Here is a 17,942-nt window from a genome sequence, read left to right on the forward strand (position 1 = left end):
CGTATGCGAAAGAAGAAGCTACATTCGAGCGGAATCGCATTTCAAGCGATCAATTATACGCTCTTCGGACTATTTACACTGACATGTATTTACCCGTTCTATTATTTGTTCATTAATACAATCAGCTCCAACGATCTAAGTGCTGCTGGATATATCACATTCTATCCGAGGGAAATTCACTTCGATAATTATATGAACGTTTTGAAGATTAATGGATTGGCGGAAGCAGCCTACGTCTCGATTTACAGAACGGTAGTCGGTACGCTGCTTACGGTAGGAGCATCCGCATTCCTTGGTTATCTTTTCACGAAGAAGGAAATGTGGCTGCGCAAGCTATGGTACCGGATGCTCATCGTCACGATGTATTTCAGTGCTGGACTTATTCCTTGGTATATCACGATGAATAATCTCGGTCTTACGAACAATTACCTGGCTTATATTCTCCCTACGATCATTACTCCATTTAATATCATACTCGTCAAAACATTTGTAGAGGCTTTGCCCCCTTCATTGGAGGAATCAGCTGAGCTGGATGGAGCGGGTTATTCGAAAGTATTTAGGAGCATTATCATCCCACTGATCACACCTATTCTAGCTACAATTACAATATTTTCAGCGGTTAACCAGTGGAACTCCTTTATCGATACTGCTTTTCTTATGACAGACACCAAGTATTATACCCTACAGTTTCTATTGTGGCGTTACTTGAACGAATCATCTTCCTTAGCCGCGCTTATTCGGAACTCTCAAGACATGGCTGCTAGCATGCAGCACAAGCAGACTCCGGGCTCCGTGAGAATGACTGTAACGATGATTGTTGTATTGCCGATCCTCATTATTTATCCCTTCTTCCAACGCTTCTTTGTTAAAGGGATTCTGATTGGTGCAGTTAAAGGCTAAGCCGAAGTCAAACATAGGTTTGGGTTTACACCCTTATCGGGGGTTGAACTAATAAAGCATCTATCTATTAAAGGGAGGCAATTCTGAAATGAGATTAAAAAGAACGCTGATTCTTATGTTGTCACTCGCGATCGTAGTCGTCATGGCCGCGTGTAGTAAAGGAAACAACAGCTCGAGTCCATCTGCATCATCCAGTTCGGCCCCCCCTGCAAGCTCAGCATCAACAGAGCCAGCAGAATCTGCATCTGCAAGTCCAGAGGCAACTGGGCTTGATCATTCCGAGACACTTAAGCTTACCGTGTTCTCCACGACGGCGAACTATGCAGGCCCACAAATTGGATGGTTTGCAAAAGCGATCAAGGACAAATTTAACATTGAACTCGACATCGTAGCTTCTAACCTCACGGGTGGAGATACTAAGATCGCAGCCATGATGGCGTCTGGGAATCTGGGGGATATTGTGATCTGGGGCGATGATAAAAACCACTATCCGAATGCGATTAAAGGCGGCTTGCTGCTGGATCTTGCGAAGGATGGACTTCTGGACACGTATGGCAAAGACATCGTAGCTACGTATCCGAAAGCAATCGAGAAGGCGAAGGTCGCTTTTGGAAGTGGTTCTTCCGTATTCGGAATTGGTAACAATGTTGCTAGCAATCCTACAGGCCCTTCTGAAGGAAAAGACATGACATGGGGTCCGGATCTTCGTTGGGATTTATATCAACAAGTGGGCTCACCGGAAATTAATAGCGCGGCAGATTACCTTCCTGTACTGAAGCAAATGCAGGCGCTTGAGCCTAAAAACGCGCAAGGCAAAAAGACGTATGCATTCTCGCTGTGGTCCGATTGGGATGGCAACTATAAGATGACGTTGGCTAAGCAGTTCGCCAACATGTACGGATATGACGAAATCGTCGACACTGCCCTTTACACAAAAGCGGATGAAGAAAAGTACTATGACTTCCTGTCGGAAGAAAGCTGGTACATGAAATCCCTTAAGCTTTATTTTGACGCTAATCAGATGGGCTTGCTTGACCCGGATTCATTGACTCAGAAATTTGATGACGTAGTAGCAAAGTACAAAGACGGACGCTTACTATTCTCCTGGTTCCCGTGGATGGGAGCAGCGAACTATAATACAGCGGAAAATATTGAGGCTGGTAAAGGCTTCGCAACGGTTCCATTTAAGGAAGAAGTGATGTATTCTACTGGATTTAACGTTTATGGGGGTAACGGAATTATTTCAATCGGCGCAGATGCTAAAGATCCTAAGCGGATCATGGAATTCATTAACTGGTTCTACACTCCAGAAGGTGGCATGATTTCGGCTGGTGGCGGTACGGCTGTTCCGAATGGTCCTAAAGGATTGACATGGGATGTTGGAGCAGACGGTAAGCCAGTGATCACGGATTTTGGAATTAAAGCTTATGCAGATCAACAAAACACACAAATTCCAGAAGAATTTGGTGGCGGAGATTACTATTACGGTGCGAATCAAATGAACTTCTCCTTCGTTGTACCTGCAGAGGTGAACCCTGAGTTTGGCGAGCCATACGATCACAACCTATGGCAAACAACGCTCAAACGGAATCCGAACAAGCTGGAAAGCAGCTGGCGCGAGAAATACGGCGTACTGACGCCTAAAGAGTATTTTGTCAAAAATAATAAAATCGCGGTTGCCCCTCAAGGCTTTACGGGTAAAGAACCACTAGTAATGGATAAAACGCTAGAACAGAAGAACAAATTGATCGGTACTGTCATTCAGCAATACTCATGGAAGATGGTATACGCTAAGAACGAAGATCAGTACAACAAAATCAAACAAGAAATGCTAGATAAAGTAAAAGGCTTAGGCTATGACGAAGTGATCGCATTCTCTATTAAGAAAGCTGAAGAATTGTACGAAGCACGCAAAAGTGTACAATAATTAACTTTATTTGTTGGCCCATGATCTGGCAGAGGGGGGAAGAGCCTCTCTGCCAGATTTGTCGTCAATCCATTTGTGGCAGGGTAAATATGGTATAATATTGAGAATACTGGTGTTTTTGAGAGGAAGAAGATGCAACGGATGCTTGGACACCTTGTAGGGCGGAATCGATTCGCTGCTCGATCCTTGAGGAGCAGATTAGTCATCTATTTGATGATCGGTTGTTTGCTGCCTCTTCTATTAGTAGGCATCGTAACTTACTCCTCAATTTACTCGATTCTCACTGGAAAAATTCAAAGTGGGATTAGTGCTAGTCTACAGCAAGAGTCTGCAAGTCTTGAAAATACCATTAATAACCTCGACTTCGCTTCTAAGCAATTTGCGTTAGATGGGCAGATTGTAGATGAAGTATCGTCATTTCTTCAAGAAAAACAAATCTATAAGAAGTCGCAAATTATGGCTTCTATTAATGAGAAGATGAATCTCGTAACCTTTACAAATCCCTATCTGGGCCTTACCGCTTACGTGTTACCAGGTGCTGAGGATCAGATTTTGTTTACTAATCTAAGCATGAGCTCTGACTTTAATCGTAGTAAGCTGCCGAAGTTCATGTCTTATAATGGAGCTGATTATTTTGGCCCTCATAAGACCATGTACAAGGATGGCTCTAATATCGTTTTCTCAGGGCTTAGAGTTGTGCGCGCGGAAGGGAAACAAGAGGTATTCATTTATTTAGAAACGAATTACAATCTATTTCGCAAAATCATTAGTGAGCAATCCTATGGGATGAAGGTTAATCATTTGCTCATTAACGAGAATGGTGAAATCGCATACATGGATGATGATAACCTTCCCGCTGGCATTCAGAGCTTGTCCTGGGATCAATCCACGGACATTTATCAGGAATACAAGGGCTTTCATTTATTTCGATACGCTAGCCCGCAAGGATGGGAACTGATCACCGCTGTGAAGAAATCTACCTTTAACAGCGAAATCTATTCGTGGATAACGAAGATGATCGTTTTAGCTGTATCGACGCTTCTCTTTGCCGGATTACTCGCTTATCTCATTTGGAGGCAGGTTTACAAGCCACTCCGCAAGGTGAATGTGGAAATCGTCCGTATGGCGGAAAACCGCACAACACCTGTTTCATTCACGAACGTGGTAGAGTTTGATCTCGTCCTTAATAATTTTCAGATGATGAAAACCCAAGTTAACGATCTGATTGATGCCGTTGCCCATAACGAAAAACAGAAAGGGCAATTCGAAATCGAGAAGCTGCTCAGCCAGATCAATCCACACTTTCTACATAACACGTTGAATACGGTACAGTGGCTTGCCCGATTGAACGGACAGAAGGAAATCGATAAATTAGTCACCTTACTTGTTAAGGTTCTACATTACAATCTTGGAAAGCAGAGCTTGATCGTGACAATCGGTGACGAGATTGAAGCCCTGCAGCATTATATGGAGCTGCAACGAATCCGGTATGATTATGAATTTGAGTTCCATGTGGACGTTGAAGAAAGTACCTCCTTCGTTGCGGTACCTAGATTTCTTCTGCAGCCTATCGTAGAGAATGCGATCTATCACGGGATAAGTGAAAGGAACGGACGGGTTCAAGTCATGATCCGTTCCGTTGGTACTGATCACGTTAAGCTAAGCGTAGAGGATAACGGAGCAGGTATCGAACCGGATGCCATCGAGAAGCTGTTAAACGATGATGAAGGGACCAAGCGCAGGGGGCTTGGTATAGGTCTTTCTTATGTGAATCGAATGCTAAAGCAATTTTATGGAGCGGAAGTTCAGTTTGATATCCAAAGCGAACCGGGCGTGGGTACTCAGGTAACCATCGTCATTCCGAGGAAATCAAAGGAGGAGTTTGATGATTAGAGCGGTCGTCGTCGATGATGAGAAGCTAGTACGCAAAGGGTTTATATCCTTGATCGACTGGGCTCAATTCGGAATCGTGATGGTAGGTGAAGCTGCAGATGGTCGATCGGCTCTTGAACTGCTGGAGCGAGTTGAAGTTGACCTTCTATTTACGGATATTACGATGCCCGTGATGTCGGGCTTTGAGCTTATCAAGGAGGTCAGACAACGTTATCCCCGAGTGAAATCAGTTGTCCTTACTTGTCACCACGAATTTGATTTCGTGCAGGAGGCGTTACGCCTTGGTGCGATTGACTATATTGTCAAAACGCTGCTGGAAATGGATAACGCTGATGATGTGATTAATCGCATTGTGGAACGGTTCGAGTGGGAGGAAGGAAGCCAAGCGACCTATAAGTCCGATGGGAATCCGAAGCGGACATTAGCTTCAACGGCGTTGCTCTTTAATCCATTAACGGATGCGAAGGAAGGCGGACAATTGTTCCAGCTTGGTATTGTGCGTCGAAATCCGATTGAGGAGCTAGGGCGTATGTGGATGGCGCAGCTCGTTCATACGCCGACCCTGGAGGAGATTAGTCGTGACTTGGGAAGCGAAATACACCGACGGTGGCAAATCGCGATTGTGACTGGGCTTGAGGATCAGCCGTTAGAAGATGTGAGACGGACATTAGAAAGCAAGCTCCCCCTAACCCTGTTTTATCGTGCGAATGGAGCGGAGCCAGTACGAATAAGTTACGATGAGCTCACTCCTGCTAAATCCGAAATGCAGAAGCCAATCGAACAATTCATGGATAATGGCTTGGATTTGAGATGGACGCTTTATGCAGCGGACTGGGGAGACTTTTTGCGAATAATCGAGGAACAGCGTGCTGAGCCTGCGGAGATTATCCATTTTGCGGAGACACTTTGTCAGGAATGGGTTGGTGTGATTGTGAAGCAAACGGATGCGTCTGTTCTTTTGTCCGATATTAAGCACAATCGCAACTGGGCTGATTGGAAGAACTGGCTGAGGAGATTTGCGGATCTTGTGCAGCTACGGATGATCGAGCTGTCCTTATCTAAAGAAGTGATGCTTTGTTTAATACGGGCGGTTAAGTATATGAAGCTTAATGCTGGCGATAAAATTAATCAAGCTGACGTGGCTGGCCATGTGAATATGAGCCGTAGTTATTTTAGCCAGTGCTTTGCTAGACTAGTGGGAGAATCGTTTGGCAATGTACTCAGAGATATGAGAATCGACAGGGCGAAAGGGCTGCTCTTACAAACATCCTTACCTATTTATGAAATCGCTTCAATGGCGGGCTTCGAGGACGATAAATATTTCAGCAAGCTATTCCGCGAGCGAGTTGGGAAGCTTCCCTCCGAATATCGAGTCGAGGGTGGGAAAGAGGTCTTATCATGAAAATGAGATCATGGCTTGTCGTTGTTAGTATCGTATTTTTGCTTAGCTCTTGTACATCTAATAATCCAAATTCAGCACATTCTGAGAATGGCCTGAAGGCTACGAATATACCTTCGATCGCGGACGATCCGATATATGGCAAATACGAGCAACCCATTACTGTTAACATCGGCTTCAAAATTCCAGATGAGAAAAATAATACAGGTGAGACGAATGATAACAATCCGGTCTCTCGATACTTCGAAAGCATTACGAACATAAAGGTCGTACATTCTTGGGAAGCGAAGCGAGAAGAGGCGTTTGTTCAGAAGGTGAATCTAGCGATCGATAGCAGCGATTTGCCGGATGCGATGGTTGTGGATCGAAATCAACTGAGAAAATTGATCGAGAATGATATGATCGCTGACCTCACCGAAGTATACAATAAATACGGCTCCAGCCTAGTCAAGGCCATGTATGATTCCACCAAAGGAATTGCCCTACAAAATGCATCCTCAGGAGGTAAGCTATACGGTTTGCCGAATGTGGCGATCGAAGCGGATGCCCCATCATTGCTATGGATACGACAGGACTGGCTAGAGAAGCTTAACCTTCAGCCTCCAAAGTCATTTGATGATCTGGAGCGTATAGCTCTGGCGTTCATAGAGCGTGATCCTGACGGGGATGGCAAGCGGGATACAATTGGCCTCCCAGGGGATAAGAAGGTTGTTCACGGTCAACAAAAAGCAGGGCTGAATGAATTTGATACGTTATTCAGCGCGTATCATGCATTTCCAAAAAACTGGATCAAGGATGCCAATGGTCAAGTTGTATATGGGTCAATTACTCCAGAGAATAAGGAAGTGCTCACCAAGCTAGCTGATTGGTACAAACGAGGAGTTATAGATAACCAGTTCGTTCTGTATAAGGATGCTCAAGAGCCGATTATTACGAACAAAGCGGGCATCTTTTTCGGACCCTGGTGGACGCCATATTGGCCTTTAGCAGAAGCGGTATCGAACGATACGAAGGCGGAGTGGCGTGCTTACGCCGCCCCGCTTGATTCTGAGGGTAAGTTCATTACCCATATGTCACCCACTACAGATCGCTTTCTTGTTGTTCGCAAAGGCTATGAGCATCCAGAGGCTGTCGTAAAATTGCTTAATGTGTTCACTAGATTAGAGAGAAGACAAGATCCGAATGCGGATGAAGTGAAGAAGCTCGATGAGTTCTCCGCGCGGACTGGAGTGCAGCTGCGGAGCTATTATCCGTTTGATCTGCTCCTTGATTATGCGGATGCAATCACGCAGAGATATGTAAATGTCGAGAAGGCGATGCGAGGGGAAATCGATCCTAATTCGCTGGATAACGATACGAAACAACTATATGGATTGTCTGTCGCAGAGAAAGAAAACCCGAAAAAAAATATGGATGGCTGGAAAGCGGTCAAAGCTTCCGAATATGGCGGCGGCGTGCTTTACATGACGGATATGGTGCAAGTAAGAGGGATTTTCTACGGGACGACGACGACGATGGAGACGGAATGGACAATGCTGCAGAAGCTTGAGAACGAGACGTTCTTGCAAATTATCGTCGGGGATGAACCGATAAGCGCATTTGATGATTTCGTCCAAGAGTGGAAACGGCTTGGCGGAGATCGCATTACCGCAGAAGTCGCGCAAATTGTAAGTGGGAATTGAACGGTTAATGAAACAGGGTCGTTCCACCAAGTGATGTGAACTTGGCGGAACGACCCTGTTTTTGTGTAGACAGGTTTAATCGATTAATTGAATGGTAATTGTAGCTGCGGAAGTATCCTTGATGATTTGAAGGTCTTCAGCTGTGGCAGTCGCTTGGCCACCAGAAATAGAAGCAATGGAAGTTATCCCTCGAAGGAGTAAGCTCCAGTTTGCAGCTTGTCCTTCAGCATCGATTGTAATTGTGTTGCCATTACGACGAGCCGTAACGGAAAGCTGTGTTTCTCCTTTAATCGTTGGAATATTAGCCGTAGCGCTTGCGCCGTCTTGGAGTGCGAATAGCTGAAGCGTAACACCATCTGCATAGTCATAATCTGGGATATTTTCTTCACTTCCCACAGGAATCAGGCTATTCTCGCGGACAAACAAGGGCAGGCTGAAGTAATCATAGCTTTCTTTACGCCATATGCCGCCTTGTACCTGTACTCCTGTGAGGAAATGAGTCCAAGTTCCGTGGGGCAAATAGTAGGACGCTTCTCCTTCAGGATTGAAGATTGGCGCTACAAGCAGGGAATCTCCCAGCATATATTGCCGATCGACATAATCACAGGTCGGATCACTGCCGAATTCAAGCACCATAGCTCTCATAAGTGGAATACCGATTCTAGAAGAATCTACGGATTTGCCGAAGAGATAAGGCATTAAGCGCATTTTGAGCTTCGTAAAGAACCGCAAGACATCGACAGCTTCTTCATCGTATAACCAAGGCACGCGATAGGAGGTGCTACCATGAAGACGGCTGTGGCTGGAAAGTAAGCCAAATTGCACCCATCGTTTGTACAAATCAGGAGGTGAGCTTTGCTCGAAGCCTCCGATATCGTGACTCCAGTAACCAAAGCCAGATAATCCAAGAGACAATCCTCCACGAAGGCTTTCCGCCATCGATTCATAAGTCGCTTCGCAATCTCCACCCCAGTGAACAGGGAATTGTTGGCCACCAGCGGTTGCGGATCTCGCGAATAAAGCGGCTTCGCCTTTGCCACGTTTCTCTTCAAGAAGCTCGAATACGACTTTATTGTATAGCTGAGTGTAGTAGTTATGCATTTGCTGTGGATCAGAGCCATCATAATATACAACATCGGTTGGAATCCGCTCACCGAAATCGGTTTTGAAGCTATCCACGCCCATATCTAGAAGCGCTCCAAGCTTATCCTTGAACCATTGGCAAGCCGCAGGATTCGTGAAATCGACAATGCCCATGCCATACTGCCATAAATCCCACTGCCACACACTTCCGTCAGCACGTTTAAGTAAATATCCTTTTTCCATGCCTTCATCGAACAATGCGGAGCGCTGGGCAATATATGGATTAATCCAGACGCAAATTTTCAAGCCTTTGGCTTTCAAGCGTTCCAGCATTCCGACTGGATCAGGGAATACACGCTCATCCCACTCGAAGTTACACCATTCGTACTCCTTCATCCAGAAGCAATCGAAGTGGAATACTGCTAAGGGGAGATCACGCTCTGCCATACCTTCAACGAAGCTTGTAACTGTTGCCTCATCGTAATTCGTAGTAAAGGACGTCGTTAACCATAAACCGTATGACCATGCTGGTGGCAATGCGGGTTTACCTGTTAGTGAAGTGTAGTTCTGCAATACGTCCTTGAGAGAATCGCCACCAATGAGGTAATATTCTAAGCTTTGCCCTGGAACGCTGAATTGGGTTTTCGATACAATTTCCGAGCCAACCTCGAAGGAGACGAGCTCAGGGTGATTCACGAACACACCATAACCACGGTTCGTGACATAGAAAGGAATGTTCTTATAAGATTGCTCGGAGGCAGTACCTCCATCTTGGTTCCAAATATCGACGACTTGTCCATTTTTCACGAATGGGGTGAATCTTTCTCCTAATCCGTAGACGGTTTCCCCAACGCTAAGGGATAATTGCTCGCGGAAGTGGTGATTGCCATCGTCAGCTTTGACGAAAGCCGTTGATTTCGTACCACTGCTAGTTAGCTTTCTGCCTTTGTACGTATACGTAATACTGACAGGGTTTTTCTTGGTAATTGTTACTGTAGTATCTCCGCTAGTCAGGCTAACAAATTCAGCATTGTTGTCTATGGCAACAGGGACGTTACCTGTAGGCAATAGATCGAATGAGGATGGGCCTTTGCGAACGGTACCTTTGTGATGATATAGCTTTACTCGAATGATATCTGGCAACGGTGAGGAAAACTCCATTGTCATTAGGGGCTCATTTAAAGTATTTCCGCGGTTTTCCAGATGTCTATGCGTGGCATAAACCGTAATGGAATCTGCTCCTGTTTTCACATCATGAATTTCATAAGGGCTTAACAGCTGATAACCTTGCCTTGTCATCCAATAGCCGTCTGAAAACTTCATCCACTATTCATCCCTTCTATATGGAACGTTTGAATTCGTTGTATAATTGACATTATAATGATGCCATGAGTAAATATCTTGTATTATAATGCTCAATAATAACAAAATTATGATAATACGGAGAATGTTTATGGATCAGAGACATTTGCGTGAGAATAGACGCCATGGTACACCACAATTCCCACTTGCAACTTATAGGCAGGATCGGAAGTCTTTCGAAGCGATTCTAGATAATCACTGGCACGAGGAAGCAGAGTTTCTATATGTGGTAAGTGGACAAGCTGTTTTTCAAATAGGTCTTACTACGTATGAGCTCCATGCTGGGGAAGTTATATTTATTCCTAGTGGTGAGATGCATGGGGGATATTCTATTGACAACTCGCCTTGCTCCTACATTGCTGTTGTGTTCCATATGGACTGGTTTACGGATGCCAAAGACGGAATATCCAGTCGATATCTGAAGCCCTTGCAAAGAGGGGAGGTTACCATTCCTTCTGTCTATAGCTTAGAGACAGCTTGGGGTAAGCTCGTTGTTCAGCATCTCACAACAATAGATAGGTTATACGAGTCGAGTGATCGAGCGAAGGAAATGAGGATTAAGGCGGAATTATACTTCTTGTTCGCTGATTTACTTAGTCATGATCAATGGACACGGAGAGACACCGCAACCTATTCCGTAGATTCGCAAACGATGGATCGATTAAAAAGTACGGTTACCTATATTGAGAACCATTGCGGGGAACCTCTAACCGTACCTCAATTAGCGGGTTTGGCGGGTATGAGTGTCGGACATTTCAGTCGGGTTTTTAAGGTATTCATGAGAAAGACACCCATGGACTACGTTAACCATTATCGCATTCAACAAGCGGCTTTCTTATTACAAAATTCAAAAATTTCAGTTGCCGAGGCAGCGATGGAGGTAGGGTTGACCAATTTTAGCTACTTCAGCAAAAAATTCAGGTCGGTATTTGACTGTACTCCTTCGCAATTTTGCAAAAAATTTAGGAGTCTTTAAGGTAATTTCCCGAAATTCTGCTATAGTAAATGAGGCGATTGTTAAAGAAAAAGAGGAGGAAATACAATTATGAGTGAACGCAACGACAATGAATTGAACGATAGGGAGCAAGAGGTCACGAACGATGAGATTGAAAGAGAGATTCAGAACAATGAAGTTGAATTGAACAAGCCTTTTGATGTATCGACCAGTGTTAGTGCTGCAACGCCATCAGCAACTGCTACTAAATCAGCGTCGAGTATTGTGCCATGGATCATCGCAGTGATTGCCATTGTTGCATTGGTATTCGTGCTTGTTAAAAACACAGCAGGCGATTCCTCTAACGAGACAATAGGTAAATTGGATGGAGTTACAATCAAGCAATCTGATGCGTATGCCGAAATAGCGAAACAAATGGGTGAAGATCAGATGATCTCGCTCGTTGATAGTATCGCTCAAAACAAAATCATCGAATTAGAGTCTGACAAAGCAGGCATTAAGATTACAGACGAGGATATTAAGAAAGAGATGGAGACCATCAAAAAGATGTACGGCATGACTTCCGACGAGGATTTGAATGCTGCGCTTCAACAATCCAACATTACTTTGGAAGTATTCAAGGAACAACAAGTGCTTCCACAGCTCAGAATCACAAAGCTATTTATGAATACACATCCCGTATCACAGGAAGATCTGCAAGGGTACTTTGAGAAGAACAAGGAAACTTTCGCTACGACACCGAAGGAAGTTAAAGCATCCCACATCCTTCTGCAAACACAAGAAGAAGCAGATGCTGTTCTTGCTGAACTGAAAGCGGGTAAAGACTTCGCGACTTTGGCGAAAGAAAAATCTCAAGATCCAGGTTCCAAGGATGCGGGAGGAGATCTCGGCTTCTTCGGACGCGGCATGATGAACGAAGGGTTTGAAACGGCGGCATTTGCTTTAGCAAAAGGTGAAATGAGTGATGTTGTATCCGCGGAGAGCGGATTCCATATCATTAAGGTAACGGACATTAAGGAACCAGTCATTCCTACTTATGATGAAGTGAAAGACGAAGTTAAGGATGCTTATTATCTTGAAAAGCTTAACAACGAAGCGAAAGCTTGGTTAGAAAGCTTGAAGAAAGATAGAAATTATAAGAACCTGTTGGTTAAAGAACCAGAAGCAACTGCTAGTCCTTCTGCTTCTCCAGAAGCATCATCGACAGCACCGGCTTCACCAGAAGCATCTCCATCAGCATCAGCGGCACAATAATTAGATTTCATTGAACAGCTTTCCGGATGTGCCTCACGGCGCATCTCGGACGAGCTGTTTTTTTTCACCCTAAACAATAATCTTAGTGACAAACAAAGATAAAGATAACCTTAAGGCTTCCTTAAGAAGTGTAAAACCTAGTGTATGGAGTGAGACAGAATGCTAAAGGTTACGGTATAGTGGGGAGGATAACTCAATGAATAAAGGGAAGATCGTTTTCCTTGTAAAGGAGTACCTTACAGATGTCTAAATCAATTCTAATCGTTGACGATGATCGTGAAATTGCTAATCTCATCGATATTTATTTACGCAATGAAGGATTTGATACCGCTCAAGCTCATGACGGTTTAGAAGCCTTAGCAATGCTCGAGAGTCAAGCCTTCCATCTTATTGTGCTTGATATTATGATGCCTAAGATGGATGGGATGGAGGTTTGTAGGCGTATTCGCGAAAAGGGATCAATCCCGATCCTCATGGCCAGCGCCAAGGCGGAGGACATGGACAAGATCCTCGGGCTTATGACGGGGGCGGATGATTATGTTGTTAAGCCATTTAATCCGCTGGAGCTGGTCGTTCGTGTCAAAACATTACTACGGAGAGCTTATCAGTATACGCAGCAAACAAGCCCCTCGGGAAATGAAGAGGGACTGCTGAAGCTACACGAATTGACGATCAACAAATCCACCCATTCAGCGGAAGTCGAAGGCCGACCCATTCATTTAACATCTACGGAATTTGGCATATTACATCTTCTTGCCAGCAATCCGGGGCGTGTGTTTAGCGCGGAGGATATTTTTCAACAAGTGTGGAAGGAAAAGTACTTTGAATCCAATAACACGGTAATGGTGCATATTAGTAAATTGCGAGAAAAGCTTGAGCAGGAGATGGGACGAAAGCTCATTACGACCGTATGGGGGGTCGGCTATAAAATTGAAGGTTAATCTAGCTCTTCGTATGGCTTGGCGGTTAGTGTGGCAAATTGTTTTAAGTGCGATTTTAGCGATTGTTACTTTTTATTGGTCCATCATCGTATTGGAGCGAATGACTCGTAATAATTATGGCATTCGTTCTATTTTCATCAACATCAATAATACGTTTGATGATATGATTTTGCTCGTATTTGGAAGCTTTGTTCTCTTTATTATGTATATGGTCGTCTTAAATTGGCGACGTTTCAGTTATTATGCCAAGCTTAGTCAATCGGTCGAGCATATCGCCAAAGGAAATTTCGACGATATCGTTCCAGTGAAACAAGATAATGAAGTGACCTTACTTGCCGAAAATATGAATTCATTGGTCATTGAGCTCAAACGCTCGCTGGATGAGGAACGGAAAGCGGAGCAAACGAAAAATGAGCTCATTACTAACGTATCCCACGATCTGCGTACACCGCTGACATCCATTATCGGATATTTGGGGCTTGTTGAGCAGGATAGATATCGGGATGAAGTGGAGCTTCGTCATTATGTTCAGATTGCCTATGCAAAGGCTGAGCGACTGAATGTGCTTATTCAGGATTTATTTGAATACACACGTATGCGACATGATGTAATTCCCTTAAATAAAAAGACATTTAATCTCGTTGAGATGATGAATCAATTGTTAGTTCATTATCGCTTATCACTGGAGAACGTTAAGATGACAGGAAATCTCATTACGAATGAGCACGAATTGTCCATAGTGGGGGACCCCGATAAGCTAGTTAGAGTGTTTGAAAACTTGCTTTCCAATGCGATTACTTATGGTCACGCAGGTGGGAGGGTCGATATCTATTTGAACAAGCATAGCGAGGCTGCCACAGTTGAAATCGTGAATTATGGCGAAGAGATCCCCTCTGCTGACTTGCCCCACTTGTTCGATCGCTTCTACCGTGTTGATAAATCTAGAACGGAGAATACGGGAGGAACGGGGTTAGGTCTTGCGATCGCCAAAGGAATCGTAGAGAAACATGGTGGCTCAATTGCAGTGACAAGCGACGGAGGCACCACGAACTTCCAGATTAGACTTCCGTTATCTTAAGGTAATCTTATGATTTGCTTTCAGTTTGTTTTAAATCTTCCCTCTACAATAAGGATTATGGAATGTTGTTCAGGAGGGAAAGGATTATGAGACTAAAGCGTTTATTAGTTGTGATTGGCTTAATTATCATTTTAGGCTGGGCAGTGGACATAAAAGGGAAGCTAACATTTTCCAAGGATGCAGGTCCTAGCTTAGCGGTAGTGTCTGCAGTCATGATGGAGGCAGATACGGGGAAATGGTTATATACGAGTAATGGTAAGAAGCCGTTACCACCAGCGAGCATGTCTAAGATGATGACTGAGCTTCTCGTGCTTGAGAGTGTTAAGCTCGGTGAGCTTGGATGGGAAGATGAGGTTTCCGCTAGCTCTTACGCTGCTAATGTCGGTGGAGCCGGGATGGGGCTCGTTAAAGGGCAAGTCATAACGGTAAGAGCTTTGTTCGATTCGATGGCGATACATTCAGCTAATGATGCAACGGTATCCTTGGTTGAATACATAGCGGGTTCAGAAGCTGAATTCGTGAATCGGATGAATGCTAAAGCAAGAGAAATCGGTTTATCTAAAGATACGCATTTTGCGAATGCAACAGGGCTGCCAAGCGATGACATCCAGAAATATATGAAGGCTGCGTCGGATGGGGATACGGTAATGAGTGCCGAGGATGTTGCATTGTTGGCGCATTATTTGATTGAAACGTATCCAGAAGTGCTGAAAGTCACCAAGAAATCAACGACAAGTGAAGATGCGAGTATCCGTCTGCAAACGACGAACGAAATGCTACCCGGACAGCGCTTTGGTACGAAAGGCAATGATGGGTTAAAAACAGGGTACACACAAGAGGCTGGTTATTGCTTCACGGGCACAACTGTAATAGATGGGAAGCGTTATATTACTGTCGTTATGGGAGCTAGCACGCCGGAAGCGCGTTTCGAGGAAACAAAGAAGCTGCTCTCCTATGCGGAAAGGACCTTCTCATGATCGAATATAACAACCGGATAGCTAACTTGAAAGTGTTTGAAGTGCTCTGTTACTCGTTATGCATTCACATTCTAGTCGAGGAAGCATTAGCAATTAACGCAACAAAAGCAGTCTTACTTGATTTATTCAAGGATGAACAATTTTGGCTGCTGGAAGGTAAGGAAAGGGATAAGAGGGCTCGTAGACTGGCAATAGCAAGATCTATGGAGGTTCTTACTAAACGTATCATAACTACTATAACTAAAAGGCTCTATCACCTTAGGGGAGATAGAGCCTTAATCGTTTTAGTATAGTTTCATTGCTGCAGCTTGTTTATTCTGAATTATCAGTACGTGAAATGTCAGATTCCGGACGCGGTTGCCGCGGGGGACGCGCGATTTTGGGTCTGAATCGTGAGGATAAATAATTATGCTTACGATCGCGGAAAAAGATCCATCCACCGATAAAAGCGATACCAATAATAAATAGAATCGCGCCACCGATGAACATTCCCCATGAGAATACGGGGGTAATTACATTTACGTCGCCCATTTTTGCGAAATAATCAAACAAGGCATCTTTCATCAGAAGAAATCCGTAAGCAGCGGATAAACCGGGGATAACGAGTAGTAGAACGGCAATCAGGCGCTGTATAAGCAACTTCATAGGATGCAAAAGCCCTCCTTCCAATTCCTTAATTGTAAACGATTTAGCAGTGAGTTGTCCACGCAACAAGGATGACTCACTTGTTATCCCTTTCTCTCAGGAGAAATCTGTAAAAAATAGAGGTGAAATTTAGTTGCATTCCTCTTTCGTTTTCACGTTATTTCAACTGATTTTTGTTCACAGCGTTAAAAAAAGGTACAATAGGAACGAGAGTTTACATACGGAGGGGAAACTATGCCAATCGAAGTCGATGTCGCCATTGTGGGTGGCGGGCCGGGAGGCTACATAGCTGCGGTTAAAGCGGCACAGGCCGGTCGTAGCGTTATTATCGTTGAACGGGACAAGCTAGGTGGAACTTGCTTGCATCGTGGTTGTATTCCTAGTAAGTCGCTACTTAGAAGTGCAGAAGTCTATGCGACAATTGGGGAAGCCATATCTTATGGCATTACATTACCGGAAGGTACCGTTTCTGTGGATTGGAAAGCGGTGCTCGATCGTAAGAATAGTATCGTGGAGCAGTTACATAAAGGACTACAATCCCTTATGAAGCAGCATAAAATTGACGTTATTAACGGAAGCGGACGTATTATCGGTCCTTCTATCTTCTCCCCTCGTAGTGGGGCAATTGCAGTTGAACTTGCAGACGGACAATCAGAGATGATCGTACCGAAAAATGTAATTATAGCAACAGGCTCCCGTCCTCGTCGGTTGGATGGGCTAGTCTATGACAGTGAGCATATCGTGACTAGTGATGAAGCATTAGATTGGTCGACCCGACCTTCATCTATTCTTATTATCGGCGGCGGAGTTATTGGGGTAGAATGGGCTTCAATGCTTTGCGATTTTGGAACAGAGGTTACTATCGTGGAGACTGCCGACCGTATACTCCCTACGGAAGACAAAGATACAAGCTCAGAAATCGCGAAGGCTTTGCAGAAGAGAGGCGTTAAGATCATCGTTAACGCATCACTGCAAGCGGATGGTTGCCGTCTGACGGATTCAGGTGTACAAGCATCGGTTAGTGTTAAAGATGAGGTTGTAATCCTTAACGCAGAAAAGATGCTAGTATCGATAGGTAGACAAGGGAACGTTGAGAATCTTGGCTTAGAAAATACGGACATCAAAGCGGAGAAGGGCTTTGTGAAAGTGAATCCAAACACTTTGCAGACTGGCGAAGCTCATATTTATGCGATTGGCGATTGTATTGGCGGTATTCAGCTTGCGCATGCTGCTATGCACGAAGCGTCTGTTGCTGTTGAACATTTGACAGGTACTAAACCGTCTCGGGCTGCGGATCGTGATATTCCACGTTGCATTTATTCTCGTCCAGAAGCGGCGTCGATAGGCTGGACAGAAGCAGATGCCAAAACACAAGGGTTTGCAGTGAAGACAGCAAAATTACCGTTACGTATTCTTGGAAAAGCATTGGTTTACGGGGAAGTTGAAGGGTTTGCTAAGGTCGTGGCAGATTCAAAAACCGGAGATTTGCTTGGTGTTCATCTTGTTGGCGCACACGCTACGGAGCTTATTGCCGAGGCTTCTCTTGCGAAGCTGCTTGATGCGATACCTTGGGAAATTGGCCGGACGATCCATCCTCATCCGACTTTGTCTGAAGCGATGCAGGAAGTCATGCTGGCATTAGATGGCGGCGCGGGTCACGGCTGAAGATAGCTGAAGGGATGCTCAACTCGGAAGACTTTGTCTTCTACGTGAAGAACAATTACCTAATGAGGTAATTTCTTTCTCGCGAAAGAGTTGGGCGTTTCTTTTTGCTTTCGAGCGGAGTATAATAGGATTTAAGCTCAAGTATTAAGACCAGGTTATAGAACTAAACTATACTACACCA

Annotated in this window: 13 protein-coding genes; 11 read left to right on the forward strand and 2 right to left on the reverse strand. The window is 44.5% G+C overall.

All coding sequences use genetic code 11. The features are described 5' to 3' along the window. Nucleotides 1–3 precede the first annotated feature (3 nt). From M1K58_RS03065 to M1K58_RS03085, 5 genes are all read left to right on the forward strand, one after another. Nucleotides 4–900, forward strand: a complete 897-nt coding sequence (locus M1K58_RS03065; RefSeq protein WP_256757191.1) for a carbohydrate ABC transporter permease — start codon at nucleotides 4–6, stop codon at nucleotides 898–900. An 88-nt stretch (nucleotides 901–988) separates the two neighbouring features. After that, nucleotides 989–2,827, forward strand: a complete 1,839-nt coding sequence (locus M1K58_RS03070; protein WP_256757192.1) for a type 2 periplasmic-binding domain-containing protein — start codon at nucleotides 989–991, stop codon at nucleotides 2,825–2,827. 132 nt (nucleotides 2,828–2,959) lie between these two features. Continuing rightward, entirely contained in the window at nucleotides 2,960–4,720 is a 1,761-nt protein-coding gene (locus tag M1K58_RS03075) for a sensor histidine kinase (RefSeq protein ID WP_256757193.1), read from the forward strand. After that, nucleotides 4,713–6,122, forward strand: coding sequence for a response regulator transcription factor (locus M1K58_RS03080; RefSeq protein WP_256757194.1), 1,410 nt, complete (start codon nucleotides 4,713–4,715; stop codon nucleotides 6,120–6,122). Before M1K58_RS03075 ends, M1K58_RS03080 begins: the two co-directional genes overlap by 8 nt. Beyond that, complete coding sequence (locus M1K58_RS03085; RefSeq protein ID WP_256757195.1) at nucleotides 6,119–7,801, forward strand: extracellular solute-binding protein; 1,683 nt, start codon at nucleotides 6,119–6,121, stop codon at nucleotides 7,799–7,801. The genes M1K58_RS03080 and M1K58_RS03085 overlap by 4 nt, the downstream gene beginning before the upstream one ends. Nucleotides 7,802–7,876: 75 nt before the next feature. Here the strand turns inward: M1K58_RS03085 and yicI are convergent, their stop codons facing one another. Further along, nucleotides 7,877–10,207, reverse strand: a complete 2,331-nt coding sequence (gene yicI, locus M1K58_RS03090) for an alpha-xylosidase (RefSeq protein ID WP_256757196.1) — start codon at nucleotides 10,205–10,207, stop codon at nucleotides 7,877–7,879. A 130-nt stretch (nucleotides 10,208–10,337) separates the two neighbouring features. Between yicI and M1K58_RS03095 the strand changes: the two genes are divergently transcribed. The 5 genes from M1K58_RS03095 (at nucleotide 10,338) to M1K58_RS03115 (ending at nucleotide 15,451) form a co-directional block, all read left to right on the forward strand. Then, entirely contained in the window at nucleotides 10,338–11,222 is an 885-nt protein-coding gene (locus M1K58_RS03095) for an AraC family transcriptional regulator (protein ID WP_256757197.1), read from the forward strand. Between the two features lie 69 nt (nucleotides 11,223–11,291). Then, on the forward strand, nucleotides 11,292–12,455 hold the full coding sequence (locus M1K58_RS03100) for a peptidylprolyl isomerase (RefSeq protein WP_256757198.1): 1,164 nt from the start codon (nucleotides 11,292–11,294) through the stop codon (nucleotides 12,453–12,455). A gap of 242 nt (nucleotides 12,456–12,697) precedes the next feature. Next, a complete protein-coding gene (locus M1K58_RS03105; protein ID WP_256757199.1) occupies nucleotides 12,698–13,396 on the forward strand; it encodes a response regulator transcription factor in 699 nt (232 codons plus the stop codon). Continuing rightward, entirely contained in the window at nucleotides 13,386–14,474 is a 1,089-nt protein-coding gene (locus M1K58_RS03110) for a sensor histidine kinase (RefSeq protein WP_256757200.1), read from the forward strand. The genes M1K58_RS03105 and M1K58_RS03110 overlap by 11 nt, the downstream gene beginning before the upstream one ends. An 86-nt stretch (nucleotides 14,475–14,560) precedes the next feature. Then, on the forward strand, nucleotides 14,561–15,451 hold the full coding sequence (locus tag M1K58_RS03115; RefSeq protein WP_256757201.1) for a D-alanyl-D-alanine carboxypeptidase family protein: 891 nt from the start codon (nucleotides 14,561–14,563) through the stop codon (nucleotides 15,449–15,451). Nucleotides 15,452–15,763: 312 nt separating this feature from the next. Here the strand turns inward: M1K58_RS03115 and M1K58_RS03120 are convergent, their stop codons facing one another. Beyond that, nucleotides 15,764–16,096, reverse strand: a complete 333-nt coding sequence (locus M1K58_RS03120; protein ID WP_256757202.1) for a DUF2627 domain-containing protein — start codon at nucleotides 16,094–16,096, stop codon at nucleotides 15,764–15,766. A 234-nt stretch (nucleotides 16,097–16,330) separates the two neighbouring features. Here M1K58_RS03120 and lpdA point away from each other — a divergent pair, with 234 nt between their 5' ends. Next, nucleotides 16,331–17,761, forward strand: a complete 1,431-nt coding sequence (lpdA, locus tag M1K58_RS03125) for a dihydrolipoyl dehydrogenase (RefSeq protein ID WP_256757203.1) — start codon at nucleotides 16,331–16,333, stop codon at nucleotides 17,759–17,761. Nucleotides 17,762–17,942 lie beyond the last annotated feature (181 nt).

This window comes from Cohnella sp. WQ 127256, assembly GCF_024519285.1.
GTDB lineage: Bacteria > Bacillota > Bacilli > Paenibacillales > Paenibacillaceae > Cohnella.

Coding starts and splice junctions, on each gene's coding strand:
- yicI (WP_256757196.1), bottom strand. CDS start 10,207: ATGAAGTTTTCAGACGGCTATTGGATGACAAGGCAAGGTTATCAGCTG.
- M1K58_RS03070 (WP_256757192.1), top strand. CDS start 989: ATGAGATTAAAAAGAACGCTGATTCTTATGTTGTCACTCGCGATCGTA.
- lpdA (WP_256757203.1), top strand. CDS start 16,331: ATGCCAATCGAAGTCGATGTCGCCATTGTGGGTGGCGGGCCGGGAGGC.
- M1K58_RS03095 (WP_256757197.1), top strand. CDS start 10,338: ATGGATCAGAGACATTTGCGTGAGAATAGACGCCATGGTACACCACAA.
- M1K58_RS03075 (WP_256757193.1), top strand. CDS start 2,960: ATGCAACGGATGCTTGGACACCTTGTAGGGCGGAATCGATTCGCTGCT.
- M1K58_RS03115 (WP_256757201.1), top strand. CDS start 14,561: ATGAGACTAAAGCGTTTATTAGTTGTGATTGGCTTAATTATCATTTTA.
- M1K58_RS03100 (WP_256757198.1), top strand. CDS start 11,292: ATGAGTGAACGCAACGACAATGAATTGAACGATAGGGAGCAAGAGGTC.
- M1K58_RS03085 (WP_256757195.1), top strand. CDS start 6,119: ATGAAAATGAGATCATGGCTTGTCGTTGTTAGTATCGTATTTTTGCTT.
- M1K58_RS03120 (WP_256757202.1), bottom strand. CDS start 16,096: ATGAAGTTGCTTATACAGCGCCTGATTGCCGTTCTACTACTCGTTATC.
- M1K58_RS03105 (WP_256757199.1), top strand. CDS start 12,698: ATGTCTAAATCAATTCTAATCGTTGACGATGATCGTGAAATTGCTAAT.
- M1K58_RS03080 (WP_256757194.1), top strand. CDS start 4,713: ATGATTAGAGCGGTCGTCGTCGATGATGAGAAGCTAGTACGCAAAGGG.
- M1K58_RS03065 (WP_256757191.1), top strand. CDS start 4: ATGCGAAAGAAGAAGCTACATTCGAGCGGAATCGCATTTCAAGCGATC.